Source organism: Streptomyces sp. P9-2, assembly GCF_051903975.1.
Lineage (GTDB): Bacteria > Actinomycetota > Actinomycetes > Streptomycetales > Streptomycetaceae > Streptomyces > Streptomyces cellulosae.
The window spans coordinates 4,572,651-4,597,466 of the sequence record NZ_CP192633.1 but is presented as its reverse complement, the minus strand read 5'-3'; the positions used below and the strand labels follow the sequence as shown (position 1 = coordinate 4,597,466).

Here is a 24,816-nt window from a genome sequence, read left to right as displayed (position 1 = left end):
GGCATGCATGCCAAGGACATCCTCATCGACGGCTACGGCCGCATCCGGGAAGAGGTCCACGCCGCCGTCGGGGGTCTCGGGCCCGACGAGCTCGCCGCCCGGCCCACGCCGGAGGCCAACAGCATCGCGTGGCTGGTGTGGCACCTCACCCGGATCCAGGACGACCACGTCGCGGACGCCTTCGGCCTGGAGCAGGTGTGGCTGGCCGACGGCTGGGAGAAGCGGTTCGGTCTCGGCCTGCCGCGCGGCGCCACGGGGTTCGGGCACACCCCGGCGCAGGTCGCCAAGGTGCGCGTCGACTCCCCCGACCTGCTGACCGGCTACCACGACGCCGTCCACGCACAGACCCTCGGCGTCCTGCGGACGCTCACCGCGAAGGACCTGGAACGCGTCGTCGACGAGAACTGGGACCCGCCGGTCACCCTGGGCGTGCGGCTGGTCAGCGTCCTGTCCGACGACCTCCAGCACGTCGGACAGGCCGCCTACGCCCGCGGGCTCCTTCAGAGCGCGGCGTCGTGACCTGACAGCACGGCGTCGTGACCTGACAGCACGGCGTCGTGACCTGACAGCACGGCGTCGTGACCTGACAGCACGGCGTCGTGACCTGACAGCACGGCGTCGTAACCCGGCAGGACGACCTCCTCGATCAGCGCGACGCGCTCGTCGTACGGCAGGAACGCGCTCTTCACCGCGTTCAGGGTGACCGTGCGCAGGTCCTCCGCCGTCCAGTCGGCCTGCTCGACCAGCAGGGTCATCTCGCGGGTCATGGTGGTGCCGGAGACCAGGCGGTTGTCGGTGTTGACGGTGACGCGGAAGCCGAGGTCCTTCAGCGGGGTGATCGGGTGCTCGGCGATCGAGGTGGCGGCGCCGGTCTGAAGGTTGGAGGTGGGGCACATCTCCAGCGCGATGCGGCGGTCGCGGACCCAGGAGGCGAGCCGGCCGAGCTTGCCGCCCGCGAGGTCCGGGATGTCCTCGGTGAGGCGCACGCCGTGACCGATGCGCTGGGCGCCGCACACCTGGACGGCCTGGTGGATGCTGGGCAGCCCGTGGGCCTCGCCGGCGTGGATGGTGAACGGCACGTTCTCGCGGCGCAGGTGCTCGAAGGCGGCGAGGTGGTCGGCGGCCGGGAAGCCGTCCTCGGCGCCGGCGATGTCGAATCCGACCACGCCGGCGTCCCGGAAGGCGACGGCCAGGTCGGCGGCCTCGCGGACCCGGTCGAACATCCGCATGCCGCACAGCAGCGTGCCGACCCGCACGGGCGTCCCGGCGGCGGCCGCCTTGGCCATGCCGGCGGCCAGACCCTCCTGGACGGTCTCCACGACCTCGGCCATGGTGAGCCCGCCGCGGGTGTTCAGCTCGGGGGCGTAGCGGACCTCGCCGTGGACGACGCCGTCGGCGGCGAGGTCGAGGACGTACTCCTCGGCGGTGCGCAGCAGGCCCTCGCGGGTCTGCATCACGGCGAGGGTGTGCTCGAAGGTGGCGATGTAGCGCACCAGGTCGCCGGAGTTGGCGGCCTCCACGTACCAGGCGGCGAGCTCGTCCGGGTCGGTGGTGGGCAACGCGTGGCCGACGCTCTCGGCGAGCTCCACCACCGTGGCCGGGCGCAGGCCGCCGTCGAGGTGGTCGTGCAGGACCGCCTTGGGGAGGCGGCGGATCGTGTCGGCGTCTATGCGTGTAGATGACATGGCGTGCGGTTCCTCGGCGTGGTGGGTCATGGCGTGGATCAGACGGCGGGCTGGAGCAGGTCCCAGCGGTTGCCGTAGAGGTCCTGGAAGACGGCGACCGAGCCGTACGGCTCGTGGCGCGGCTCCTCCAGGAAGGTCACCCCGGCGGCGGTCATACGGGCGTGGTCGCGGGCGAAGTCGTCGGTGTGCAGGAAGAAGCCCACGCGTCCGCCGGTCTGGTCGCCCACCCGGGCCCGCTGCTCCTCGTTCGCGGCGCGCGCCAGCAGCAGGGCCGCGCCGGTGTGCCCGGGTCCGGGCTCGACGACGACCCAGCGGCCGCCGCCCGGCCGGGGCGCGTCCTCGGCGAGCCGGAAGCCGAGGGCCTCGGTGTAGAAGCGGATCGCCTCGTCGTGGTCGTGGACGACGAGGGTGACCAGGGCAATGCGTCTCATCGTCACCTCTCGCAGGGGTTGACCGGAGAGGTTATACGTAAAACTACGAGGAACGCCAGTCCCGCACCGGCGACCGTGCCGGGGCGGGACCGCGTGGCGGCCTACGGGTAGGTGTAGGTGTTCAGCGCGTCGACGGCGGCCGCGGGATTGCCCAGGTCGTAGCGGTCGACGGCGAGGTAGGTGGGCTTCTTGCGGGCGGCCGGCTGGCAGAAGCGGCGGGCGCGGTCGGCGAGCTTGGCGTTGTCGGTGGTCGCGGTGGAGGCGACGGCGGCGTCCCGGAAGTGGTTCATGACGAAGAGGGGACGGAAGCCGGGCTCGGTGCGGGTGAGCGGGATCGTGGTGTTCGCGTCGTACCAGCGGCTGTAGCAGGACCAGTCGGAGGAGCCGACGCCCGGCCCCATGGACCAGTAGTTCTCGACGGTCCACTCCCGCTGGTACATCACGCCGAAGGTGTCGCGGGTCAGCCCGGCCGAGCGGTCGGCGTCCCTGCTGTGGTCGGTGAAGATCAGCAACCGGTGTCCGTCGGCGGCCAGTTCGCCCATCGTGGGCCAGCCGTTCTCGCGCACGCCGGTGCGGTCGGGACGGTAGAGCACGTCCGACAGCCCCTGGACGCGGTCGAGTTCGGCGCGCAGGACGCCGGGGTCGACGTAGTCCTCCAGGAAGACGGTGACGAATTCGTCCGGGTGGGCGCGCAGGAAGTCGGTGATCCGCTGGAGGTCGACCCACAGGGCGACGGGTCTGCGCACCAGGGTGCAGCTGTTGTGGCAGAGGATGGCGCCGTCGGGCGTCTGGTGGATGTCCAGCATGAACCCGCGTACTCCGTCTCGGAGTTGCTGTTCGATGCCACGGCTCTGGTTGGGGAAGAGGTCGACGAAGGGCGGGGCATGGCCGCCGTCGACGCCGTTCGCGTAGGCGTTGTGGGCGGTGAGGAACGTGGCCTGGTCCAGGGTGCGTTGCCGGCGCGGCGGCATCGGGCCGCCGGGCGCGTCGGTGGGGGTGAGGTACCAGGCGGTGAGGTCGCCGGCGCCGGTGCCGACGGCCAGCGGGGCGGGGTGGGTGGCGCCGGCGGGCTTGGGCACGACGGTGAGGCGCCGGTCGGTGCCGGGGGCGGCGAGCGCGTACCGGTCCGCGCCGAGCGGGGTGATCCGCCAGCGCGCGTCGGCCGCCGTGCAGGAGACGGTGCGGGCCTGGTCGCCGGCGCGGCCGAGGCAGACGCCGGGGCTGTCGGTGTTCTCCAGCAGGTGGTCGGCGCCGTCGGGGCGCAGGGTCCACTGCTGGCGGTCCTCGTCGCCGCGAGGGCGGTGCTGTTCGACGGTTCCGGAGGCGTCGGCGGCATTGAGGCCGGTGACGGCGCTCTGGACGTAGTACGCGCCGGGCGGCGGCACGGCGTCGGCGCCCGCGGCGGGCGCGGGTGTCACGGCCGCCGCAGCGAGGGCGGCGGCCGTGACGGCGGTGGCGAGCAGGGCGTGGGGGGTGCGCATGCGTTTCCCTTCGTCCGTCAGGGGCGGGCCGTACGCGAGGGCGGGGCCCGCCCCGGAGTTAGGTCAGGTGCATGACACCACGCCGTGCCGTTCGCGTCAGCAGTACAGGTTGCCGCCGGGGGTCGTCCCGAGGATCTGCGTGAACTGCTGGTACTTCGTCACCCGGCTCTGGACCTGCGCCGGGTTCCTGCCGTCGCACTCCAGGGAGCCGTTGATGCTGCGGATCGTCTGGCCGAAGCCCGCCCCGTTCACCATGGCGGCGTGGCCGGTCATGGTGCCCGGTCCTGACTGGGTGTTCCAGTACCAGAGGGCGGTCTTCCAGGCGACGGCCGCGTCGTTCTGCACCAGCCAGGGGTTGTTCAGCAGGTCGATGCCCAACGCGTCGCCCGCGGCCTTGTAGTTGAAGTTCCAGCTCAGCTGGATCGGGCCGCGGCCGTAGTAGGCTGCCTGGCCGGCCGGGCAGCCGTACGGCCGGCCCCAGTCGCAGTAGTGCGGGTAGTTGGCCTGGTTCTGCTCCACCACGTGCACCAGACCGCCGGTCTCGTGGCTGACGTTGGCGAGGAAGGCGGCGGCCTCCTGCTTCTTCACCGTGTCGCTGCCGGTGTTGGCGAAGCCGGGGTAGGCGCCGAGCGCGGCGGTGAGGCCGCTGTACGTGTAGAAGGGGTTCCGGTTCGGGAACATCTGGTTGAACTGCGCCTCGGTCACGACGAAGTTCCCGACGGGCGTCCCCGGCCCGTTGTCACAGGCGTAGGGCTCCCAGTACCAGGTGCTGATGGTCGGGTCGTAGCCCGGGTTGGCGTGCTCGGCGATGTACGCCTTGCCGTCGGTGTAACGGACGACCGCGCCGGCCTCGTACCACTGTCCGGCGGCCCAGGCGGGGTAGCTCGAACACGCGGCGGCGGCCGAGGCAGTGGTGGCTGTGGCGGCGGCGGGAAGCAGCATCGGTGCGCTTCCGGCGAGGACGAGGGCGGCGGTGACGGCGGCGATACGGCGTCTCGACAAGGGATCAACTCCTTCGCGGAACACGGCCGCTCCCGCGACGAGGACATGCCGGGGCGAGGCCTCGCCCGCACGCGCCGACGGGGCCGGTCACGGCGTGGGGGCGGCCGTGGTGGGGGTGTGGAGCACACTCAAGCGCTTTGGTCTGTACCAGTCAAGGGTCTGGACCAGTCAGGGTGGCGCGTACATGCCGTTGGACCCAAGGCCCCCTTCTCGGCCGCCAAGCTCGGCGACTCCGCCCACCACTACACATAAAGAAGAAATAAGAGCACAATGGGACTAACGCGGCGCTTACCGCATACCGCACCCAGACGCGGTCAGGCCTGCTAGTCAAAGGAGACGACCATGGCCAACGTCTCACACCAGCGTGGAGATCTCGCCAGCCATCCGGATGCACCGGAGATGCGGGCACGCTACGAGCGCGTCCTCGGCAGCCGCGACGTGGCGTTCGTGGACGGCCCGGTGTTCCTGCTCGGCCTCTACTGCGCCGTGTCACCGTGGATCCTCCACTACACGACGAGCCAGCCGCCGCTCGTGACGCACAACCTGATCGTCGGCATCGCGATCGGTCTGCTCGCCCTCGGTTTCACGGCGGCCCCCTCGCGCATGTACGGCCTCAGCGGAGCCATGTGCGCGCTGGGCATCTGGATGATCATCTCTCCATGGGTCGTGGGCACCGACCCCGACGCCGGGGTGATCTGGAACAACGTCGTCATCGGAGCCCTCACCGTGATCCTGGGCACCGCTTGCGCCGCCACGGCGGCCAGGGCGGCATCCAGGTCGTCGTAGGGGCCCACGACGAAACCCTCCCCCGGCCGGTCCGCGGAGTCTCGCGGACCGGCCCTTCTTGTGCGACTGCCGCCGCGGGCAGCGGGCAGACGCTCCTCAGCGGAGGAAGGGAAGGGGAGACATGGAGATCGACGGCATCATCAGCGCCCTGGTCATCGGCATCGTGATCGGCGTCCTGGGCCGCCTGGTCGTCCCGGGCCGCCAGCACATCGGCATCCTGTGGACGATCCTCGTCGGCATCGCCGCCGCCCTCATCGGCTCGGCCCTCGCGTCTGCCCTCGGCGTGGCGGACACCAAGGGCGTCGACTGGGTGGAGTGGCTGATCCAGATCGCCCTCGCGGCGGTGGGCGTGGCGGCCCTCACCCGTTCAAGAACCCAGCACGCGTGTCACCAACGTCCCCGGACAACACATCTAGAGGGCCGGTTCGTACACGTACGGTGTCGTCACCGTCAGCGGTGTGAAGCCCAGGCGTTGGAGGATCGGGCGGCTCTGGGGACCCGCGTCCACGTGGAGGACGCGGCAGCCGCTGGCCGCGGCGATGCGGGCGCGGTGGGTGACCAGGGCGCGGTAGATGCCTCGGCCCCGCCACTCCGGGACCGTGCCGCCGCCCCACAGGCCCGCGAAGCTCGTGCCGGGGGACAGTTCCATGCGGGCCGCGCTGACCGGGACGTCCCCGGCGAGGGCGAGGACGGCGGCCACCGTGTCCGGGGTGGTCGTCAGCGTGTCGAGGAGCCGGCGGCGGAGGCGGGACGCGTCGTCGCCGAAGGCGCGTTCGTGCACCGCGGCGACCTGGTCGACGCCGGCCTCGTCCGTCACCGGGACGACGCGGATGCCGTCGGGGACGGTCGTGGTCAGGGCGAGCGCGTCGGCCTCCGCCGCCATCAGCGTCTCGTCCGGCTCGGGGGTGAAGCCGTGCGCCAGCAGGCGGCTGCCCAGGTCCGCGGGCTCGTCGTGGGCATACAGCTTCCACTCGAAGGCGAGGCCCAAGGACGTGTAGTGCGCGATCTGGTCGGCGATCGCCTCGTCCGCCTCCTCCCCCGAGGCGAAGTCCGACCACACGACTCCGTTCCAGCCGTGGGCGGGGGCCGTGCGGCGTACGACCCTGCCGACGCGTTCGACCACGTCGTCGGGGCCGTCGGGGCGGGCGTCCCGGCGTATCTCGCGGTCGTAGAGGGTGAGCAGGGCGGCCGGTGCGGTGGTGGAGGGCATGGCGGGAGTGCATCATCCGCCGCCGCCGTGAGCAACGGGATTAGGGTGGCCGGCGATCACGCCGACGGAGGGACGGGACGACGACCATGGCCGTACGCGACGACGAACTGCCGTACCTGAGGCGCTGCGTGGAGCTCGCCGCCGAGGCGCTGGAGGCGGGCGACGAGCCGTTCGGGTCGGTGCTGGTGTCCGGGGACGGCACCGTGCTCGCCGAGGACCGCAACCGGGTGGCCTCCGGCGACCGCACCCGGCATCCCGAGTTCGAGCTGGCGCGCTGGGCGGCCTCGCACATGACGCCCGAGGAGCGCGCCGCGGCCACCGTCCACACCTCCGGCGAACACTGCCCCATGTGCGCCGCCGCCCACGCCTGGGTGGGCCTGGGCCGCATCGTGTACGTCGCCTCGTCCGAGCAGCTGACGTCCTGGCTGGCGGAGCTGGGCGTGCCCGAGCCTCCCGTACGGCCGCTGCCGGTGTCGGCCGTCGCGCCCGGCGTCACCGTGGACGGGCCGGTGCCCGAACTGACCGAGGACATCGCCGCCTTGCACCGGCGGTTCCACCGGCAGGGCGGCTGACGCGGCCCGCCCCCGGGTCCGGCCGGCGTGGCGGATCCGGGGGCGGTGGCATGGTTCGCGAAAGCGGTCGGACCGGTCAGACGCCGGCACGGAGCCGGGCGCGGCGGTACAGGGCGACTCCGCCCAGGAACATCGCGGCGCCGGTGGCGAGCACGGGGACGGTGTGGTCGGCGCCGGTCTCGGCGAGCGCGACCTGCTCGGCGGGGGCCGCCTCCTGGGGCGCCGGGGCGGGCAGGGTGTGGGCCGGCACGGTCCGCTCGGGCGCGGGCTCCGTGTGCTCACCGGATTCGTTGACGGAGCTGTTGTCCGTCGACGGGTTGCCGATGCCGACCACGTTCACGCTGTTCCCCGTCACGTTGACCGGCACGTGCACCGGGAGCTGTACGCCGTTGCCGGACAGCACGCCCGGCGAGCCGTGCGCGTCGCTCTCCGCGGACGCGCCGGACGTGTTCTTCGCGGAGTGCGACGCGTCCTCGTGCCGCACGTCCTCGTTGACGCAGGTGTTGCCCGCGGCGGGGTTGAGGAGGCCCACCACGTTCACCGTGTTCCCGCACACGTTCACCGGGACGTGCACCGGGAGCTGAACGCTGTTCCCGGACGCCACCCCGGGCGATCCGGCCGCGACGCCCTCCGCCCCGGAATCGGCGTACGCCGGCATCGCCACGGCCATCGCGCCGGACGCGGCGGCGACGGCGATCACACCGTTTCGGGTAACCCTTCGCATAGGTTCCCTGCCCTTCCAGACTTGGTCGCGAGCGTTCGCCCGCCACCGGATAGAACGCGGACGTGGCATCCGGGTTATGGCTCCTCCGTATGCCGCAGCCGGTTCACCCCATAGGGGGTCCCGGGGTTCGAACCCCCGGCAAAGCGCGTCGAACTCTCGGTGCCCGAACGCACGGACGCGGGGCCGGAAGAGGCGCCCTGCGGCCGACGGGCGGGCGCGGCGGGGCCCGCTTATGGTGGGCGAGGGCGCCGGTCAAGGGCGCCTTGGGAGGCTTCGATGCTGGGCCAGCTGTCCGAGCGACTCCGGGGCGGTCACCGCGCGAACGACGGGCTGCCGCCCTCCTTCCGGCGCGGCGCGGCGGCCGGAGCGGTCGGTCTCGTCCTGCTGGCGACGGGCCTGACGGCCACCGCGCGCGACGAGCCCGATCTCGGACGGTTCTACGACCAGAGGATCGAGTGGGCGGCCTGCGAGGGCACGGAGCTGCCGAAGGACCTCCAGTGCGGGACGCTCACCGTGCCGCTCGACTACGCCGACCCCGGCAAGGGCACCCTGGAACTCGCGCTCGCCCGCTACCGCGCGTCCTCCGACGACCCGCGCGGCTCGGTGGTGCTGAACTTCGGCGGTCCCGGCGGATCGGGAGTGCAAGGGCTGGCGTACGGCCGCAAGGACTTCCTCGGTCTGACCGACGACTACGACGTGGTGTCGTTCGACCCGCGGGGCGTGGGCCGTTCCTCCCCCGTGAGCTGCGGGACCGACGCCACCGTCCGGGCGCTGGAGGCGACCGACGGCGAGGAGATGGCCGATCCGCGCGACGCCCTGCGGCAGTTGCGCGAGGTGGCGGCCGAGTGCGAGAAGCACTCCGGCCCGGTCCTCGCGCACATGGGCACCGTGGACGTGGCACGCGACCTGGACGTGATGCGCCAGGCGCTCGGTGACAAGAAGCTCGACTACCTGGGGTTCTCCTACGGGACCCGGCTCGGCGCGGTGTACGCGGCCCGGTTCCCCGAGAAGGTGGGCCGCATGGCGCTGGACGGCGTGGACACGCTGACCGAGCCGCTGGCCGAACAGGGGCTGGCGAGCGCCCGGGGGCAGCAGACGGCGCTGGAGAACTTCCTCACCTGGTGCACCGAGGAGCTCGCCTGCCCGTTCGGTCAGGACGCGCGCGCCGCCCGTGAGCAGGCCGTGGACCTGGTGCGTTCCCTCGACGACACCCCGGTGCCGACCGACTTCGGCTACGAGTTCACGGGCCAGGACCTGGCGGGCGCGATCGCTCAGGGCCTCTACACCAAGGAGATGTGGCCGGTGCTGCAGCGGGCACTCGCCCAGCTGATGGAGGACGGCGACACCAGCGGCGTGGAGGCACTCGCGTTCGGCGGGACGGCCCCCGCCCCCGCACGCGAGGATCAGCCGCTCGCCGACGAGGAGGACGTCCCCCTGGACAACCTCCCGGCCGCGCTGATGGCGGTGAACTGCGCCGACGACCCCGACCGCCCCGGCGAGCAGCAACTCACCGAGGAGCTGGCCCGGTTGCGCGCCGCGTACGAGGAGGCCTCCCCGGTGTTCGGACCGTACCGGCTCGCGCAGGTGGTGCTGTGCCACGGCCGGCCGAAGGGAACCGACTACATCCGGGAGGAGGTCAAGAACCTCGACACCCCGAAGATGCTGCTGGTCGGCACCCGCGGCGACCCCGCCACCCCGTACCACTGGACGGAGCAGACGGCGAAGCGGCTGGGCCCGTCGGCCGTGGTGCTGGACAACCGCAACGAGGGACACACGGGCTACGGATCGTCCGAGTGCGTCCACCGCAAGGTCGACGACTTCCTGCTCTACGGCTCCCTCCCGCCGAGCGGCAGCTCCTGCGGCACGGAGGACGAGGACCGCATCTGACGCGGGCCTGCCCTTCTAGCCGGAGGCCTCCTCGGGAGCGTCCTCCTCCGCGTCCCCGTCCGGCCGCAGCGACCGGGCGGCCTCCTCCGCTTCCGGCACGGACACCGTGAGCCGCACGAACGGCGACGGCGGCCGGAGCTCCAGGACCACCACCGGGACGCCCGCCCGTACGGCGACGAAGTCGCGGCCCAGCACATGCTCCCGCTCCCCCACGCAGAACCGCCCCGGCCTGCAGCGTCCGACCACCGGCGTGCCGCGCATCGCGCGCCACCAGTCGGGCTCCACCCCGGCCGACGCGACCCACGCCCGCGGCACCCGGACCGCGCGGCGGCGGGCGAGCAGCGCCTCCCACCACGCCAGCCGGACCACGACGGTCCACCCGTCCGCGTCCCGCTCCACGACCAAGCGCGCCATCGGCGGTCACCTCCCCCACCAGCGTGCACCCGCGGCCCGCAGGACCGCCGCCCGCCCGGCGGCCGCCTTGCCCCGAATGCCCTACCGGGGATTCCGCCCTATGGTGCTGTCATGGAGCACGATCTGAGTCCCTCCGCCCTCGCCGAACTCCGCCGGCCGCGCCCCTACCCGGCGGTGTCGGTGCTGACGCCGACCCACCGCCGTGACCCGCTGAGCACCGAGGACGCGGTGCGGCTGCGCACCATGGTGGCCGAGGCGAAGAAGAAGCTGGAGTCCGATCCCGCGGTCCCCCGGGACCGGCGCGCCGACGTGGCGGCCCAGCTGGACCGGGCCCTGGCCGAGGTCGACCTCGCGCACGCCGAGGACGGGCTGGCCATCTTCGCCGCTCCGGGCGAGCACCAGGTGTGGTCGCTGGCGCGCAGCGTCCCGGAGCGCGTGGTGATCTCGGACAGCTTCCTGACCCGCCACCTGGTCTCCGCGCAGACGTCGGAGCGCCCGTTCTGGGTGCTGTCCGTCGCCGCCGACCGGGCCACGCTCTGGAGCGGCGGCCCGGACCGGATCGTCGAGGCACGCACGGACGACTTCCCTCTGATCCGCGAGGAGCCGAACTTCGACCCCGAGCGGCAGATGCGGGCCGGCGACCAGCCCAGCAACTACCGGGACGAGGACACCCGCCGCTTCCTGAAGGAGGCGGCCACCCGGCTCAACTCCCTGATGCGCGCCCATCCGCGGCCGCTCTACATCACCGGCGAGCCGGCGGCGCTGTCGCTGCTGTGCGAGTTCGGCGGCGCCTGCAAGGACGCCGTGCAGGTGCCGCGCGGCGGACTGGCGCACGGGACGCCGGAGATGGTGTGGCAGGCGGTGCGTCCGGTGCTCGAGGAGGAGGACCGCAGGCGGGCCGAGGAGGTGGCGCGGGAGCTGGAATCCGCGCGCAGCCGCAAGGAGTTCGCGGCCGGCGTCGACGAGCTGTGGCAGAGCGCCCGCGAGGGGCGGATCCGGCTGCTGGCCGTCGAGGAGAACTACCGGATCACGGTCCGCGACGACGGCGAGCATCTGATCGTCGCCGAGGACGGCGACCTCGACGCCCGCGAGGACATCGTGGACGAGATCGTCGAGCAGTGCCTGGAGACCGGTGCCGACGTGCGGTTCGTGCCGGACGGCGCGCTGGGCGACGCGCAGGGCATGGCGGCGGTGCTGCGCTACTGACGGCGACGGCGGGACGCGGGGCGCGGGACGGTCACCGCGTCCCGCCGTCGAACTGACACGCGAAACTCGAACGTAAGAGCGGGTCGTGACACGGCGCCTGACGGCCCTTCAGTTCACTTGCGTACCATGGAAGTTGGGGCATCCGGCGGGTGCCGCGTGACTACCTCGCGGTAACTCCGTGAAGACGGTGGCATATGCCAGCGGCACCACCTTATCGTGTGTTGCCAAATCCCTTACAGGCCGTGGCGGGCTGTGCGACAGTCGTAACGGTCCCTCCGCCCGCCCGAGGGCCGTACCGTCCCCGCATCGGAGTGCGTCATGCCGTCCCCTCTCTCCGCGGACCGCCCCGCCGCCCGGCCGCCGGGAGGCGGACCGGTCGACGCGCTGATCTCGCAGACCCGGCGGCTCAAGGGCGAGGTGGACGCCGTCCGCCGCGACACCCCGGCCGACGCGGGGGACCCCCGGGAGCGCTGGCGTCGCGCGCTGTACGACCTGGCGATGCACCAGCTCGACGACCTGGACGAGCACCTGGCGCAGCTGCGGGACGACCCGCCGGCCGCGCCCGACGCGCCCTCCGAGGAGTTACCCGCGCCGCCGGCCCCGCCCCGCGCCTCCCTGCTCAGCAGGGTCGGCAGCGCCGAGTGGGACCTCCTCACGGACGAGGTGAGCTGGTCGGGCGAGCTGTACCGGATCCTCGGCCGCGACCCGGCCGCTCCCCCGCTCACCCTCGACGAACTGCCCTCCCTCGTGTACGACGAGGACCGGCCGCGGCTGACCCGGATGGTCACCGGCTGCCTGGTCGACGGCCGGCCCATCGACGGTGAGTTCCGCGTGAGGCACGCGGCCGACGACATACGGACCGTGCACATGATGGGCGAACCGGTGCTCGGCGCCGACGGCAGCACCGTCTCCATGTGGGCGGTCCTGCGCGACGTCAGCGAACTGCGCCGCTGCCGAAGGACGGTGAGCGAGACCCGTGACTCGCTGCACCGGCACCGGCACGCCGCCGCGCGGACCGAGCACCGGCTCGCGGTCGAGCTGCAGGAGGCCGTGCTTCCGGCGTGGCACGGCTCCCTGCGGTTCCCGCGGCGCGGCCCGCGCGCCCTGGACGTGGCCGCCGCCCATCTGCCGCCCTCCGCGCAGGCGTCGGTCGGCGGCGACTGGTACGACGCGCTCGAACTGTCCGGCGACGCCACCCTGCTGGGCGTCGGCGAGCTCACCGGACACGGCGTGGGTGCCGCGTCCGGTGTGGCCATGCTGCTCGGCGCGGTCCGGGGCATGGCGCTGGCCGGCACCGCGCCCGGCCCGCTGCTCGACTGCCTGGACCGGCTGCTCGACACCACCGCCCAGCCGGCCCTGGCCGGAGCCGTCTGCCTGCGCTACCGGCACGACACCCGCACCGCGGTATGGGCGCGGGCCGGCCACCCCGCCCCGCTGCTCTACCGCGGAGACGCGGGGCGGGCGCTCGACGGACCGCAGGGCGCGCTGCTGGGCGCCGCCCCGGGCTCCGCGCACGGGCAGGCCGAGGAGACCCTCGAGGTCGGCGACCTGCTCCTGCTGCACACCGACGGTCTGGTGCCCGGGCACACCGGGTCGGCCGTCGTCCACCGGCTCCTCGCCCTGGCGCCCCGGTTCGCCGGGGGCCGTTCCGCCCAGGACTGCGTCCGGGAGGTCGTACGGGAGTTCGATGAAGGGGAGCGTACGGAGCACGCCTGTGTACTGGTGGCGCGCGTCGCCTCCTGACCGGGGCGCACGCGTGACAAGTAACCCTTACGAAGGCCCGGGTGGAGGGCCGCGTGGCTCTCAGGCCTTCGCGGTCCCGCCCTTGCCCCGGGGCTTGGGCAGCGCCAGCTCGATCTCCTCCCGCAGCTCCTGGATCCTCGGGTACGAGGCGTACTCGGCGGTCAGCCGGTACATCTGGCGCAGCCGGTCCCAGGTGCGGCGCGAGGAGTTCTGGCCCATCGACACCAGGGCGAGCCGCGCGAAGCGGTCGGCCTGCTCCGGGTCGTCGGCGATGAAGCACGCGGAGGCCATCGACAGGAAGTCGAAGATCTTCGACCGCTGCTGGGCGTCCACGCGCAGGGCCAGCGCCTTGTCCGCGTAGTGCTGGGCGTGGACGGCCGCGCCCGGCTCGAACTCCGCGAGCGTGCGGTAGGCGAGGGCCTGCATGCCGTACAGGTCCGCCTCGTTGAACAGCTGCATCCAGTTCGGCGGCGGCACGTCCCCCGTGTCGGAGACGAACAGGTCCTCCGCCTGGCCCAGGGTGCGGCGCATCGCCTGGCCCTTGCCCATGGACGCCTGCGCCCACGCCTCGATGGTGTGGAACATGGCGCGGGTGCGCGGCAGCACCTGCTCGCCCGAGCCGGACTGGGCGAGCTTCATCAGGTCCAGCGCCTCGTCGGGCCGGCCCAGGTGCACCATCTGGCGGGCCGCGCGGGACAGCGCCTCCCCGGCGCGCGGGCGGTCGCCGCCCTCGCGTGCCGCGTGGGCGGCGATGACGAAGTACTTCTGCGCCGTCGGCTCCATGCCGACGTCGTGCGACATCCAGCCGGCGAGGACGGCCAGGTTCGCGGCGACGCCCCACAGGCGCCGCTGGAGATGGGGCGGGTGGTGGTAGGCGAGCATGCCGCCCACCTCGTTGAGCTGTCCCACGACCGCCTTGCGCTGGAGCCCGCCGCCGCGGGCGGCGTCCCAGGCGCGGAACACCTCCACGGAGCGCTCGAGTTCCTCGATCTCCTGCGACCCGATGGGGGCGGCCTCGTAGCGGTCGAACCCGGCGGGCTCGGCGTTCAGGGGATCGTGCAGGCGGGGGGCGTCTGCGGTCAGGGCCGGATCGGTGTGCAGCCAGTCGTGCATGGCGCTGCTGAGTGCGGAGCCCGCGGTGAGGGCGGCGCCCGCACCCACCAGGCCGCGTCGGTTGAGCATGAGGTCCATTCCCGTGAATTCGGTGAGGACCTCGGCCGTCCGCTCGGGCGCCCACGGCATTCCGTCGGGATGTTCCTCACTCCCGGCGCGTGGCCGTTTCCCCGTACGCCCGTGCCGGACCAGACCGAGATCCTCGATGGTCACGACACGGCCGAGACGCTCGGTGAACAGAGCCGCCAGCACCCGCGGCACCGGATCGCGCGGGATCTCTCCCATGTCGATCCACCGCCGCACCCGGGAGGTGTCGGTCGCCAGCTGCGGATGGCCCATGGCCGCCGCCTGCCGGTTCACCAGCCTCGCGAGTTCGCCCTTGGACCAGCCGGCCAGGCCGAACAGGTCCGCGAGCCGGGTGTTGGGTTGTCCGCTCACGTCAAGCCCCCAGGTTCTCGGCTGAGTTGACAGTAGCCCGGTGGGAGGTGCCGGGCGACTATTCGCCAGGGTTCGCCAGGGTCCGCCAGATGGTGTGCCAGGGGGCCACGGGTGTCGAGTAGGAACGCGCCACCACGACCCCGTCGCCGCAGGGGCATTCCCCCAGGGTGCGGCCGGGCGGAGGGGTTGGGTGGTGCGCTGACGTCGCAGGCACACGAAGGGATCTGTATCACCCATGTACGCAGCATCGTCCTCCGTGTCCGCCCCGCCCCGGCCGTTGCGTCCGCGTCCGTCGGACAGCGGCCCCTACCTCGCCCCCGCGCGCCCGGCGACCCCCGTGCTCGGCGCGGGCAACGCACGGCGTCTCGCGGGACCGGGCACCCAGCCGCTCAGCGGAAGGCTCGACCTGTCCGGCGCACAGGGCGCGCAACTGCGCACGGCGCTCGCCTCGGTGCACCGCATCTGTCCGGAGTTCGCGCCGGTCCAGGTGCTGCGCCGCACCGGCCGGTCGGTCCTCCTGGTCGGCACGACGGGCCGCAGCACGGCGGTCGCCAAGTGCTTACTGGACCACTCCCCCGCGTGGAGCGAGCGCATCCGGCACGAAATAGCGGCTTACCGCTCGTTCGTCCGGCAGCGCCCGCCCGTACGGGCGCCCCGGCTGATCGCGGCGGACCCGGACAACTGCACGCTGGTCATCGAGCGCCTGCCCGGACGGGTGGCGGCGCTCCAGCGGCACCCGGTGGAGGCACCGCCCCGGGCGGACATCAGGGCGGCACTCGGCGCGATCTGCCGGCTCAACTCCTGGCGGCCGGCCGCCGGGACGTTCGACGCTCCGCTGGACTACGCGGCCCGCATCAACCGGTACCACGAACTGGGTCTGCTCACCGACCGGGACCTCGGGGACCTGCAGAAACTGCTGCACGGCATCGCCCTGGCGACGGGCCGGCAGGGCATGGGACAGTTCTGCCACGGCGACGCGCTGCTCTCCAACATCCTCATCTCACCGGCCGGTCCGGTGCTGGTGGACTGGGAGCACGCGGGCTGGTACCTGCCGGGCTACGACCTGGCGACGCTGTGGTCGGTGCTCGGGGACGCCCCGGCGGCCCGGCGCCAGATCAGCCAGATCGCCCAGTCGGCGGGCCCCGCCTCGCGCGACGCGTTCCTGGTGAACCTGATGCTCGTGCTCACCCGGGAGATCCGCTCCTACGAGACGGCCGTGCAGCGTTCGATGCAGGAGTCGGCCCCGGCGCCCGCGGGAGGCCAGCCGGGTGGCATGCCGTCCGGTGAGGAGCAGCGGCTGCTGCTGCGCCGGCTGCACGACGACTGCCAGTTGGCCAGGAAGGCCGTGCGCGCCGCGGTCGGCACCCGCTGAACCGCGCGGCGCGGCCGCCCCGCCGCCACCCCGTACGACTGCCCGCAGGCGACGACCGCCGCGGGCAGTCGGGCGTCCTGGGGCCGTCAGGCCGTCCGCGGGCAGGGACGGTATACGGCCATCGCGCGAGGCCCGGAAGGGCCGCCACCGGTGTAGACCGCTGACGCGCCGCAGGTCCGCCGGGGCCCGCCACGAAATCTCGCCACACCCCGATTGACGAGGGAATTCGCGCTCTCCTGGGCATGATTGACGGATCATCGGCCTGCCGGTACCACTGACGGGTCGCACGACCGTTCCCAGGAGGCTGCATTGCGAGATCTCGCCACCGAGCCCGGCCGTGCGGCCGGACCGTCCCGACGCGCCGTCCGGGGCGCCCTCGGCGCCCTGGCCGCCGCCGCGTTGACGCTGCCCCTGCTGGGCGTGGCGCCCGACCCGGCCCCGCCGGCCACCGCCCGGCTGCAACAGGCGTTCGCCGACGCGGCGGCCCGGTACGACGTCCCGCAGAGCGTGCTGCTGGGCGTCTCCTATCTGCAGTCCCGCTGGGACGCGCACGACGGCGCCCCGAGCGTCACCGGCGGCTACGGGCCCATGCACCTGACCGACGCCCGTACGGCGCTCGCCTCCGCCGGGCACCACGCGTCCGGCAGCGAGGACCCGCGCGGCGACGACGCCCGTCCGGCGCTGCGGCCCTCGGAGCTCGGACTGGACACGGAGGAACTGCCGGACCGGCTGACCACCCTGCCGAGGGCGGCCCGGCTGACCGGTCTGGACGCCGAGACGCTGCGCGAGGACCCGGCGGCGAACGTGGCGGGCGGGGCCGCCCTGCTGGCCGAGGCGCAGCGCCGGCTGGGCCGGCCCGCCGGCGACGACCCTGCCGACTGGTTCGGGGCGGTGGCGCTGTTCTCCGGCGCCGACGACCGCGCCTCGGCGACGGCGTACGCGAACGAGGTGTTCGCGGTGATCCGGAACGGCGAGGAGCGGGTCACGGACGCCGGGCAGCGGGTCGCCCTGGACGCGAGCCCAGGCCTGGCGCCCGACCCCTCGGCGCTGGAGCGCGCCGGGCTGCGCAAGGGCTCCGCGGACGGCACGGAGTGCCCGCGGACGGTGTCCTGCGAGTGGATCCCGGCGCCGTACGAGGAGTTCGGCGACGGCGACTACGGCAACCACGACCTGGGGAACCGGCCGGTCTCGCAGCGGATCCGGTACATCGTCGTGCACGACACGGAGGGCGCCTGGGAGGGCGTGCTCAACATGGTGCAGGACCCGACGTACGTGTCCTGGCAGTACAGCCTGCGCTCCACCGACGGGCACATCGCGCAGCACGTGAAGGCGAAGGACGTCGCCTGGCACGCGGGCAACTGGTACGTCAACGCGGCCTCGATCGGCCTGGAGCACGAGGGTTTCCTGACCGACCCGGACGCCTGGTACACGGAGGCCATGTACCGGTCCTCGGCCCGGCTGGTGAAGTACCTGTCGGACAAGCACGGCATCCCGCTGGACCGGCAGCACATCCTCGGCCACGACACGGTGCCGGGCACCACCACGGCCACCATCCCGGGCATGCACACCGACCCCGGCCCGTACTGGGACTGGCGGCACTACTTCGAGCTGCTCGGCGCCCCGCTCAAGGCGACGGGCGCGAGGAACGCCGGGGCCGTCACGATCCGGCCCGACTACGACACCCACCGGCCGGTGTTCACCGGCTGCGAGACCGCCGGTGAGCCCTGCGCCCCGCACGGGTCGAGCGCGGTGCGGCTGTACTCGGACCACGATGTGAACTCCCCGCTGATCAAGGACATCGGTCTCGGCTCCACGCCCACCACCGGGGTGAACGACCTGTCCTCGCGGGTGTCCACGGGCCAGCAGTACGCGGTGGCGGACCGCTGGGGCGACTGGACGGCGATCTGGTACCTCGGCCAGAAGGCCTGGTTCCAGAACCCGGCGAAGAACCCCACCGCCGTGCCGGCCAAGGCCAAGGTGATCACCCCGCGCGAGGGTCTGGACTCCGTCCCCGTGTACGGGCGCGCCTACCCCGAGGCGGCCGCCTATCCGGAGGGGGTGCCGGCGCAGGCCGTGTCGCCGCTGCCGTACAGGGTGCTCGCCGGGCAGCGGTACGTGACCGGCGGCAAGGTGCCGAGCGAGTACTACTACGCGGTGACCTTCGACCCGGCCTCGCACCAGGTGGTGCGCGGCGAGAACCAGTACTACGAGATCCAGTTCGGCCACCGCGTCGGCTTCGTGAAAGCGTCGGACGTGACGGTGGTGTCGTCGTAACGCGGGAGCGCGCACCGTACGACGGGCGCCCCCGGACCTGTGCGGTCCGGGGGCGCCCGTCGTCGTCCGTGGCGGGGGTCAGCCCTGCTGGAACAGCTCCGCCGGCAGCGGCTTGAGGAGGGCGTACAGGTCGTCGGTGATCGGGCGGTCCCAGGCGGCGATGGTCACCAGGACGTTGTCGCTGCGGTCGAACTGCACGCAGGAGATCCGGCTCTCGGAGAGCTTGACGCGGCGCACGATCAGCAGGTTGTCGCCCTGCATCACGGGCACGTCCTCCGTGGAGACGACGGTGACCTCCTCGTCGTTCTCCAGTGCCAGCAGCAGCTGGCCGACCTCGAAGGGCACCTCGCCCTCGGGGACGTCACGCGCCGGGGAGCCCTCGGGGAGGTTGCCGATGATCATCGCGGGGCCGCGGCCGCCGAACAGGTCGTAGCGCAGGAAGACGCCCTGGCAGGTTCCGTCGGGGGCGGGCAGCAGACCCGCGCCCAGGTTGCCGGGCCAGTCGCCCGGGTCCATGGCCAGTACGTCGAAATCGGGCCCGGCGGGTGTGGCACTGCGGCGGCGGAGGAACGACATGCCGCCATGGTACGTGGCCGAACCGCGGTTCGGACGGTCGGGCGGACGCCTCCTGACACCCTCCGGGCGCCCCGGGTCCTGCGGCTTCCGGCTCACTGCTCGGCGCGTGCGGGCGGGACGACCGCGACGGGGCTGTGCGCGTGGAGCAGGACCGCCTGGGTGACCGAGCCCATCATGCGCGCGGGCGCGAACAGCCGGCGGCGGTGGCGGCCCACCACGACCAGCGAGGCGTCCCGGGACTCGCCGACCAGGTGACCGGCGGCGTCCCCGGGCAGCACGACGACCTCGACGGGAACCTGCGGGTGCCGCTCCCGCCACGGGGCGAGCAGGCCCTCGGCGAGGGCACGCGTCTCGTGCTCCATGGCCTCCTGGTCGACCTGCGCGGGCGCCACCTCGCCGGGCAGCAGCATCGTCTGCAGCGGCCACGGATACGCGGTGACGACCCGCAGTCCGGCGCGGCGCAGGGAGGCCTCCGTGAAGGCGAACTCCAGCGTCGCCGTGTCGGGGCTTTCGGCGCTCGTCCCGACGGCCACGGGACCGTCCCGGTGCACGGGCGCCTCCTCCCCGCCGCCGCGGTCCGGGCGGGGCACCACGACGACCGGGCACGCGGCGTCCCGGGCGGCGGCCAGGGAGTTCGAGCCGAGCAGCAGGCTGGCGAAGCCGCCGCGGCCCCGCGAGCCGAGCACCAGCAGCCGGGCCGCCGTGCCGGTCTCGGGCAGCAGCGCGCCCGGCACGCCCTCGGTGACGACGTACTCGACGGACGGTGTGCCCCCCAGTTCGTCCACGCGGGCGCGGGCCTGCGCGATCACCGGGTCCTCGTCCGCGCCCGGCGGCCCCGCGCCCTGAGGTTCCTGCCGGGTGCGGGGCGGCTCCGGGCGGACGTGCAGCACGCGCAGGGTGGCCCCGTAGCGCCGGGCGGCGCCCAGGGCCCACTCCAGGGCGCGCAGTCCGTCCGGGGAACCGTCCACCGCGGCGACCACCGGCTGGTCGTCCATCTGCCTCGCCTCCGGATACGGCATCGGGTCCACGCCGTTCCCTTCGGACGGCGCGGCTCTCTGCTGACCACGTGTCCGGAAAAGCGGGCGGCACACGTCGCGGGGGCGGGTCGGTCAGGTCACGTCAGGTCGAAGTCGCCCTCCCGCGCGCCGGACACGAAGGCGCCCCACTCGGCGGGGGTGAAGATCAGGGAGGGGCTCTCCGGGCGGCCACTGTTGCGCATGGCGATGAAGCCCTCCACGAAGGCGATCTGGACGTCGCCCAGACCCTTGCTGCCGGACTGCCACTGTGCGTTGCTGAGGTCCAGCTCGGGCTTGTCCCAGCCCGTGAGCGGGCGCTGCTGGGTGGTGCTCTCGGCCACGTCCGTGCTCCTCCCTTTTGCCGTCGGCGGCCAGCCTAGCGAGGGGTTTGTCCTGCGGACAGGTCGCGGGAGGGGGATGTGGGGCGGCGGTCGCCGGTCGCGTCGCCGGGTGCGGGCCGATGGGGGCCGGTGGGGGCCGGTCGCGCAGTTCCCCGCGCCCCTGACGCGTCTCGACGGCACCTTCACCGAAAAGTGCAGGCCCAGCTCTTGCACCGGACGGTGGCCAGCTGCGTTACTGGGGCCCGAACGCTGACGACCGAATGATCGGTCGTCCGGAATGGGATGGTGAAGGGAAGGTCCTGATGACTCAGGCGGCGGACCTGCTGGACCCGGCGGAGCGGCTCGACCTCGACGGGTTGCGGGCCCTCCAGCTGGAGCGGCTGCGGAACTCCCTGCGGCACGCGTACGAGAACGTGCCGTTCTACAAGGAGTCCTTCGACAAGGCGGGCGTCCACCCGGACGACTGCCGTTCGCTGTCCGACCTGTCCCGCTTCCCCTTCACCACCAAGGCGGACCTGCGGGAGAACTACCCGTACGGGATGTTCGCAGTCCCGCGGGAGCGCATCCGCCGCCTGCACGCCTCCAGCGGCACCACCGGGCGCCCCACGGTCGTGGGCTACACGGAGAACGACCTGTCCATGTGGGCCGACATGGTCGCGCGGTCGCTGCGCGCGGCCGGCGGCAGGCCCGGCGACATCGCGCACATCGCGTACGGGTACGGCCTGTTCACGGGCGGCCTCGGCGCGCACTACGGCGCCGAGCGACTCGGCTGCACGGTGGTCCCCGCGTCCGGCGGGATGACGTCACGGCAGGTCACGCTGATCCAGGACCTGAAGCCGTCGATCATCATGGTGACTCCGTCCTACATGCTGACCCTGCTCGACGAGTTCGAGCGGCAGGGCGTCGACCCGCGCTCCACGTCGCTGCGGGTGGGCGTCTTCGGCGCCGAGCCGTGGACGGAGGACATGCGGCGTGAGATCGAGGAGCGGTTCGCGATCGACGCGGTGGACATATACGGGCTGTCCGAGGTGATCGGCCCGGGCGTCGCACAGGAGTGCGTGGAGACCAAGGACGGGCTGCACGTCTGGGAGGACCACTTCTTCCCTGAGGTCGTCGATCCGATCACCGGCGAGGTGCTGCCCGAGGGAGAGCGGGGCGAGCTGGTGTTCACCTCGCTGACCAAGGAGGCCATGCCGATCGTCCGCTACCGGACGCGGGACCTGACCCGGCTGCTGCCGGGCACGGCGCGGGTGTTCCGGCGGATGGAGAAGGTGACCGGGCGCAGCGACGACATGGTGATCCTGCGTGGGGTGAACCTCTTCCCCACGCAGATCGAGGAGATCGTGCTGCGCACCCCGGGCGTGGCGCCGCACTTCCAGCTGCGGCTGACGACGAGCGGCCGGATGGACGCGCTGACGGTGCGCGCGGAGGCCCGCCCGGACGCGGACGCGGCGACCCGTGAGGCGGCGGCGCGGTCGATCGTGCAGGCGGTGAAGGACGCCATCGGCGTCTCGGTGGATGCGGAGATCGTCGACCCGGAGTCGCTGGAGCGGTCGGTGGGCAAGATCCGGCGCATCGTGGACCTGCGGGAGCGGAAGGGCTGAGGCCCGTCGCCGGGCGGGGTCACCGCTCGTCGGTGACGATCCGTTCGACCGCGGCCGTCACCAGCCGGTCCCGCTCCTCGGGGGTGAACACGTCCGGCAGGGTGAGCTGTTCGACGATCAGCCAGTTCAGGGCGAGGTGGAGCAGCTTGACGGCCGTGGCGTCGCCGGGGAGGCCGGAGGCCTCGTGGTAGCGGACGTTGGCCTCGACGTCGGCCCGGACGCGCTCGGTGAGGACCGTGCGCAGTCCGGGCCGGCGGGTGGCCTCCAGCCGCAGTTCGAGCAGGGCCAGGTAGCCGGTGCGGAACGCGGCGATACGGCCCACGAGTTCACGCATGAGCACGGCGTACGTCTCCCGGTCCTTGCCCGCGGCGCGCTGCCGGGCGACGGTCTCCTCGTCGGGCTGGAGCCGCTCGTAGACCCGGGCGCCGGCCTGGGTGAGCAGGTCGTCGCGCGAGGAGAAGTAGTTCGACGCCGTTCCGAGGGGCACGGCGGCCTCGGTGTCCACGGCCCGGAAGGTCATCCCCCGCGCGCCGTCCCGCGCGAGCACCTCGATCGCCGCGTCCACCAACGCGGCCCGCCGCGCCTCGTTCCGTCGCACCACCGCGACCACTCCCCTGCTCGGACCACTCCGGCCAGAGTACTGCGGTTGGAGTGCTCGCTCCCCCACGGCCGCGCCCCCGTTGTCCACAGCCATTGACATCCGGCACCCCTGACAGGAAAGTTTCATCGGGCGCGGTGATCCCCGGAAGTTACTTTCAGAGGGCTCGGGGACAGGACTCGGGAGGGTGGACCGGATGGCGGACGCGAGAGGGCTGAGCAGACGTCAAGTGGGACTGGGGGCACTGGCGTTGGGGGGTGGGCTGGCGTTCGCGTCGCTGCCCGCGGATCCGGCCGCCGCGGCGGCGCCGTCCCGCGGGGAGAGCAGTCCCGCGCTGCGGCACGGGTCGGCGCGGGAGGCAGGGCTGCTGCCCGGGCCGCTGAAGCAACTCGTCACCGACGCCGAGGCGTTCCTCCAGCCGTCACCGCAACACCCCTGGTACGCGGGTGCCGTTCTGCTCGCCGGGCGTGGCCGGACGGTGGCGCTGCACAAGCCGATCGGCATGGCCGTGCGCTACCAGGCGTACGACGAGAAGACCGACACCGGCGTCGAGTTCCCGCCGGAGCAGCAGATCCCGATGGCCGAGGACACCGTCTTCGACCTGGCGTCGGTGTCGAAGCTGTTCACCTCGATCCTCGCCGTGCAGCAGATCGAGCGGGGCCGTATCGGGCTGGAGGCGCCGGTCGCCTCGTACCTGCCGGACTTCGGGCGGGCCGGGAAGCAGGACGTGACGATCCGCCAGCTCCTCACGCACACGTCCGGGTTCCGCGCCTGGATCCCGCTGTACACGTCGCCGACCTACGAGGAGAAGGTGCAGCGGGTCTACGACGAGGCGCTCGCCAGCCCGCCGGGCACCGCGTACCTGTACTCCGACCTGAACCTGATCTCGCTTCAGCTGGTGCTGGAGCATGTCACCGGGCGGCGGCTGGACGTGCTGCTCCGTGAGGAGATCACGGAGCCGCTCGGCATGCGCCGCACCCGGTACAACCCTCCGGCGTCCTGGAAGCCGAAGACCGCGGCAACCGAGGACGCGCGCAAGCCGTGGTCCGGGATGGACCGGGGGCTGGTGTGGGGCGAGGTGCACGACGAGAACGCGTACAGCCTGGGCGGCGTCGCGGGCCACGCGGGTGTGTTCTCCGACGCGTGGGACCTGGCGGTGCTCGCCCGGACCCTGCTCGACGGCGGTGTCTGCGGGCGGAACCGGATACTGCGGCCGGAGTCGGTGGAGCTGATGTTCACCGACTTCAACACGGCGTTCCCGGGCGACGAGCACGGGCTGGGCTTCGAGCTCCACCAGCACTGGTACATGGGCGCGATGGCGACGCCGCGCACGGCCGGGCACACCGGGTTCACCGGCACCGCGCTGGTGCTCGACCCGACCACCGACTCGTTCCTCGTCGTCCTCGGCAACTCGGTGCACCCGGTGCGCAGTTGGCGTTCCGGTTCGGCGCCCCGGGTGGCCGCCGGCAACCAGCTCGCGCGCGCGGTTCCGGTCCGCCCGGTCCGGGGGCGCACGGCGTGGTTCTCGGGGATGGCGAGCGCGGCCACGGCGACCCTCACGCTGCCGGCGCTCGACACCTCGTCCGGGGCGGCCCGGCTGAGCTGCGCGCTGTGGTGGGACACCGAACCGAAGGCCGACGTCCTGGTGCTGGAGTCCTCGGCGGACGGCGGGACGACGTGGGAGCCGGTGCCGTTCACCACGCGGCGGCGCGGCGGCGGCACCGCTGAGCAGCACCCGACGGGCATGGCCACCGGCTGGTCGGGCCGCGTCTGGCACGACCTCACCGCCGGCCTCCCGGCCGCCCCCGCCCTGGTGGCGCGCTGGCGCTACACCACGGACCGCCTCTACGTCGGACGCGGCGCCTACGTCGACGGCCTGCGCGTGGAGAAGGGCCGCCGCCGCCTCTTCGACGAGTCCCGCCCGTCCGACGCGGCGGGGCTCCTGGCGGAGGGGTGGGGCAGGGAGGACGGCTGAGGAACCCCCTGGCCGGGGGGAGCCGCCACGGGACTGTCCGGCCGCGCCCGGCCGGGTCGCCCGGGTACGGCGGGCGCGGCGCCCGCCGTACCCGGGGCGGCTCGGAGCACAGGGCCGGGACCGCCCGTCGCGGACCCGTCCGGTGCCCCGGCCCGGCCGTCCACCGGTGGTGCACGACGGGCCGCTCGGCGGGCGCGCTCCTCCGCGAAGAGGCCGCCCCGTCGACGGAATCGGCGGGACCCCTGAGGCGGAACCTCGGCCGGCCGTGATCCGGCGGCCCCCGCTTTCCGTCCGCGCCCCGCCGGCGGTGCACCACGGCCCGCCGCCCCGCCGCACCCGGCGTGCGGCCACGCCGGGACCTCGGCCGA

At 73.2% G+C, this 24,816-nt stretch carries 22 protein-coding genes and 1 pseudogene; 11 read left to right on the top strand and 12 right to left on the bottom strand.

The features are described 5' to 3' along the window. Positions 1 to 3 precede the first annotated feature (3 nt). Entirely contained in the window at positions 4 to 519 is a 516-nt protein-coding gene (locus ACQY0Z_RS21175; protein WP_189901976.1) for a mycothiol transferase, read from the top strand. Here ACQY0Z_RS21175 and ACQY0Z_RS21170 read toward each other — a convergent pair. From ACQY0Z_RS21170 to ACQY0Z_RS21155, 4 genes are all read right to left on the bottom strand, one after another. Continuing rightward, positions 501 to 1,685 (bottom strand): adenosine deaminase, encoded by a 1,185-nt coding sequence (locus tag ACQY0Z_RS21170; protein ID WP_439812669.1) that lies wholly within the window; start codon positions 1,683 to 1,685, stop codon positions 501 to 503. The genes ACQY0Z_RS21175 and ACQY0Z_RS21170 overlap by 19 nt on opposite strands. A 38-nt stretch (positions 1,686 to 1,723) precedes the next feature. Further along, on the bottom strand, positions 1,724 to 2,116 hold the full coding sequence (locus ACQY0Z_RS21165; RefSeq protein WP_347226324.1) for a VOC family protein: 393 nt from the start codon (positions 2,114 to 2,116) through the stop codon (positions 1,724 to 1,726). A gap of 101 nt (positions 2,117 to 2,217) precedes the next feature. Beyond that, positions 2,218 to 3,597: a PI-PLC domain-containing protein gene (locus ACQY0Z_RS21160; protein WP_189901981.1), complete on the bottom strand. Its 1,380-nt coding sequence runs from the start codon at positions 3,595 to 3,597 to the stop codon at positions 2,218 to 2,220. Between the two features lie 96 nt (positions 3,598 to 3,693). After that, complete coding sequence (locus ACQY0Z_RS21155; protein WP_189901983.1) at positions 3,694 to 4,599, bottom strand: glycoside hydrolase family 19 protein; 906 nt, start codon at positions 4,597 to 4,599, stop codon at positions 3,694 to 3,696. Positions 4,600 to 4,941: 342 nt separating this feature from the next. Here ACQY0Z_RS21155 and ACQY0Z_RS21150 point away from each other — a divergent pair, with 342 nt between their 5' ends. Both ACQY0Z_RS21150 and ACQY0Z_RS21145 read left to right on the top strand, forming a co-directional pair. Then, positions 4,942 to 5,385, top strand: a complete 444-nt coding sequence (locus ACQY0Z_RS21150) for an SPW repeat protein (protein ID WP_189901985.1) — start codon at positions 4,942 to 4,944, stop codon at positions 5,383 to 5,385. A gap of 121 nt (positions 5,386 to 5,506) precedes the next feature. Then, positions 5,507 to 5,764: pseudogene (locus ACQY0Z_RS21145) on the top strand (GlsB/YeaQ/YmgE family stress response membrane protein); the annotation flags it as partial. Between the two features lie 33 nt (positions 5,765 to 5,797). Here ACQY0Z_RS21145 and ACQY0Z_RS21140 read toward each other — a convergent pair. After that, complete coding sequence (locus tag ACQY0Z_RS21140) at positions 5,798 to 6,595, bottom strand: GNAT family N-acetyltransferase (RefSeq protein ID WP_439812668.1); 798 nt, start codon at positions 6,593 to 6,595, stop codon at positions 5,798 to 5,800. 86 nt (positions 6,596 to 6,681) lie between these two features. Here ACQY0Z_RS21140 and ACQY0Z_RS21135 point away from each other — a divergent pair, with 86 nt between their 5' ends. Then, positions 6,682 to 7,167 carry a nucleoside deaminase gene (locus ACQY0Z_RS21135; RefSeq protein WP_254586793.1) on the top strand — a complete coding sequence of 162 codons (486 nt, stop codon included), beginning with the start codon at positions 6,682 to 6,684 and terminating at the stop codon, positions 7,165 to 7,167. A gap of 76 nt (positions 7,168 to 7,243) precedes the next feature. On the opposite strand, the gene ACQY0Z_RS21130 is transcribed toward ACQY0Z_RS21135, so the two are convergent. Next, positions 7,244 to 7,867, bottom strand: coding sequence for a chaplin (locus ACQY0Z_RS21130; protein ID WP_439812667.1), 624 nt, complete (start codon positions 7,865 to 7,867; stop codon positions 7,244 to 7,246). Positions 7,868 to 8,167: 300 nt separating this feature from the next. Here ACQY0Z_RS21130 and ACQY0Z_RS21125 point away from each other — a divergent pair, with 300 nt between their 5' ends. Continuing rightward, the gene (locus tag ACQY0Z_RS21125) at positions 8,168 to 9,778 is read left to right on the top strand and encodes an alpha/beta hydrolase (RefSeq protein WP_381730583.1); all 1,611 of its coding nucleotides are present in this window, start codon (positions 8,168 to 8,170) and stop codon (positions 9,776 to 9,778) included. 15 nt (positions 9,779 to 9,793) lie between these two features. On the opposite strand, the gene ACQY0Z_RS21120 is transcribed toward ACQY0Z_RS21125, so the two are convergent. Continuing rightward, the gene (locus ACQY0Z_RS21120; RefSeq protein WP_439812666.1) at positions 9,794 to 10,192 is read right to left on the bottom strand and encodes a hypothetical protein; all 399 of its coding nucleotides are present in this window, start codon (positions 10,190 to 10,192) and stop codon (positions 9,794 to 9,796) included. A 111-nt stretch (positions 10,193 to 10,303) separates the two neighbouring features. Here ACQY0Z_RS21120 and ACQY0Z_RS21115 point away from each other — a divergent pair, with 111 nt between their 5' ends. Together ACQY0Z_RS21115 and ACQY0Z_RS21110 are read left to right on the top strand one after the other, a co-directional pair. Further along, on the top strand, positions 10,304 to 11,398 hold the full coding sequence (locus tag ACQY0Z_RS21115) for a baeRF3 domain-containing protein (protein WP_189901996.1): 1,095 nt from the start codon (positions 10,304 to 10,306) through the stop codon (positions 11,396 to 11,398). Positions 11,399 to 11,716: 318 nt separating this feature from the next. Continuing rightward, a complete protein-coding gene (locus tag ACQY0Z_RS21110) occupies positions 11,717 to 13,141 on the top strand; it encodes a PP2C family protein-serine/threonine phosphatase (RefSeq protein WP_254586790.1) in 1,425 nt (474 codons plus the stop codon). 60 nt (positions 13,142 to 13,201) lie between these two features. Here ACQY0Z_RS21110 and ACQY0Z_RS21105 read toward each other — a convergent pair whose 3' ends face one another. Beyond that, positions 13,202 to 14,692, bottom strand: a complete 1,491-nt coding sequence (locus tag ACQY0Z_RS21105; RefSeq protein WP_381730581.1) for a DNA-binding protein NsdB — start codon at positions 14,690 to 14,692, stop codon at positions 13,202 to 13,204. Positions 14,693 to 14,927: 235 nt separating this feature from the next. Here ACQY0Z_RS21105 and ACQY0Z_RS21100 point away from each other — a divergent pair, with 235 nt between their 5' ends. Then, positions 14,928 to 16,064: an aminoglycoside phosphotransferase family protein gene (locus ACQY0Z_RS21100; RefSeq protein ID WP_254586788.1), complete on the top strand. Its 1,137-nt coding sequence runs from the start codon at positions 14,928 to 14,930 to the stop codon at positions 16,062 to 16,064. Positions 16,065 to 16,373: 309 nt separating this feature from the next. Continuing rightward, positions 16,374 to 18,338 carry an N-acetylmuramoyl-L-alanine amidase gene (locus ACQY0Z_RS21095; protein ID WP_254586787.1) on the top strand — a complete coding sequence of 655 codons (1,965 nt, stop codon included), beginning with the start codon at positions 16,374 to 16,376 and terminating at the stop codon, positions 18,336 to 18,338. Between the two features lie 78 nt (positions 18,339 to 18,416). On the opposite strand, the gene ACQY0Z_RS21090 is transcribed toward ACQY0Z_RS21095, so the two are convergent. From ACQY0Z_RS21090 to ACQY0Z_RS21080, 3 genes are all read right to left on the bottom strand, one after another. Then, the gene (locus ACQY0Z_RS21090) at positions 18,417 to 18,914 is read right to left on the bottom strand and encodes a hypothetical protein (RefSeq protein WP_189902007.1); all 498 of its coding nucleotides are present in this window, start codon (positions 18,912 to 18,914) and stop codon (positions 18,417 to 18,419) included. A 92-nt stretch (positions 18,915 to 19,006) separates the two neighbouring features. Beyond that, a complete protein-coding gene (locus ACQY0Z_RS21085; RefSeq protein WP_254586797.1) occupies positions 19,007 to 19,909 on the bottom strand; it encodes a universal stress protein in 903 nt (300 codons plus the stop codon). A gap of 119 nt (positions 19,910 to 20,028) precedes the next feature. Next, positions 20,029 to 20,271: a DUF397 domain-containing protein gene (locus ACQY0Z_RS21080; RefSeq protein WP_028960304.1), complete on the bottom strand. Its 243-nt coding sequence runs from the start codon at positions 20,269 to 20,271 to the stop codon at positions 20,029 to 20,031. Between the two features lie 302 nt (positions 20,272 to 20,573). Between ACQY0Z_RS21080 and paaK the strand changes: the two genes are divergently transcribed. Continuing rightward, positions 20,574 to 21,875 carry a phenylacetate--CoA ligase PaaK gene (gene paaK, locus ACQY0Z_RS21075; protein ID WP_347225762.1) on the top strand — a complete coding sequence of 434 codons (1,302 nt, stop codon included), beginning with the start codon at positions 20,574 to 20,576 and terminating at the stop codon, positions 21,873 to 21,875. 19 nt (positions 21,876 to 21,894) lie between these two features. Here paaK and ACQY0Z_RS21070 read toward each other — a convergent pair whose 3' ends face one another. Beyond that, positions 21,895 to 22,476, bottom strand: coding sequence for a TetR/AcrR family transcriptional regulator (locus ACQY0Z_RS21070; RefSeq protein WP_254586785.1), 582 nt, complete (start codon positions 22,474 to 22,476; stop codon positions 21,895 to 21,897). A gap of 193 nt (positions 22,477 to 22,669) precedes the next feature. On the opposite strand from ACQY0Z_RS21070, the gene ACQY0Z_RS21065 reads away from it, so the two are divergent. Continuing rightward, entirely contained in the window at positions 22,670 to 24,448 is a 1,779-nt protein-coding gene (locus ACQY0Z_RS21065; RefSeq protein ID WP_439812665.1) for a serine hydrolase, read from the top strand. Positions 24,449 to 24,816 lie beyond the last annotated feature (368 nt).